The following is a 1256-nucleotide window of genomic DNA, read 5'->3' as shown; positions in this document are numbered from 1 at the left end:
CGGGCGCGGGCAGCAGCGGATCGAGGCGCAGCGTGAGGCCGCCGAGGAGGTGGGCGAGGACGGCGTGCAGGTCACGCTCGCCCGCGAGGACGAGCGCCCAGTCGGCCCCTTCGAGGGCGCACAGGAGCGCGTCGAGGTCACCGTGGCGCGAGGCGCGGGCGAGGCGGGTCTCAAGGGTGTGGGTCATGTCTCCTTCTTATCGTGGACGAAAGCGCGGGAGCGCGGGTTGCCTGGACAGGCGGGGCGAGGCTCAGCGTCCGAAGCGGCGCACGCGCTCCTGGAAGCTGCGGACGGCGCGCAGGAAGTCCACCTTGCGGAAGCCCGGCCAGTACACGTCGCAGAAGTAGTACTCGCTGTACGCGGACTGCCACAGCAGGAAGCCCGACAGGCGGATCTCGCCGGACGTGCGGATGATGAAGTCCGGATCGGGCGAACCGGCGGTGTAGAGATGCGCGCTGATGTCGTCCACGCCGAGGCTCGCGGCGATCTCCTCGGCGCTGTGACCGAGCGCGCCCTGCTGACGCAGCATGCGGCGCACCGCCTCCGTGATCTCCTCGCGGCCGCCGTAACCGATGGCGACGTTGAGGAGCATCCCGTCGTAGTGCTCCGTGGCGCGTTCGAGCGCCCCCAGGTTGGCGCGGACCTTCTCGGGAAAGTCCTCGATCGCGCCGATCATCTTGATGCGGACGCGGTTGCGGTGGATGCGCGGGTCGTGGACCATGCGGGCGGCCTCCTCCGCGAAGAGGCGCAGCAGGTGCCCCACCTCCTCCTCCGCTCGGCCCTTGTTGTCGTTCGAGAACACCCAGATGGTGAGGTGCGGGATGCCGAGTTCCAGGCACCACTCCAGCACCTCGTAGGCCTTGTGCGCGCCGAGGTCGTGACCGAGTCTGGACTCCACGCCGATGGCGCGGGCGAAGCGGCGGTTCCCGTCGAGGATGAGCCCGAGGTGATTCGGGACCTTCCCGCTCGCGCGGACCTCCCGTTCCAGACGCTGCTCGTACCACCAGTACAGCGGGCGGGCGAGCGTGCCGGTGAGGCGCAGGAGGGCGGGCAGACGGGACGATCGGGTCACGGGGGACAGTCTACCGCCCCGCCGTGGGAAACAGGGACGGTGGGGCGTCCGCGAGCGCGAGGGCCTTCCGGTCGAGCCGCGAGAGGGGACGGCCGCTCACGTCCGCGAGGGGCAGGTCGGCGCGCGCGCCGTACACGCGCATCACGAGGCGGCGGTGCGTCATGACGTGCGTGACGACGCCCAG

2 protein-coding genes are annotated in these 1256 nt (G+C 70.9%); both read right to left on the bottom strand.

The genetic code is table 11. From position 1 onward, the window contains the following. Window positions 1–187: hypothetical protein (locus DEIPI_RS40785; protein ID WP_045235308.1), on the bottom strand; the 187-nt coding region annotated here is incomplete at its 3' end. A gap of 63 nt (window positions 188–250) precedes the next feature. Further along, window positions 251–1072, bottom strand: a complete 822-nt coding sequence (locus DEIPI_RS0126830) for an isoprenyl transferase (RefSeq protein WP_052352062.1) — start codon at window positions 1070–1072, stop codon at window positions 251–253. Window positions 1073–1256 lie beyond the last annotated feature (184 nt).

It is taken from the genome of Deinococcus pimensis DSM 21231 (assembly GCF_000519345.1).
GTDB classification, from domain to species: domain Bacteria; phylum Deinococcota; class Deinococci; order Deinococcales; family Deinococcaceae; genus Deinococcus_A; species Deinococcus_A pimensis.
The sequence above is the reverse complement of the archived record's forward strand: the minus strand, read 5'-3'. Positions and strand labels throughout refer to the sequence as shown.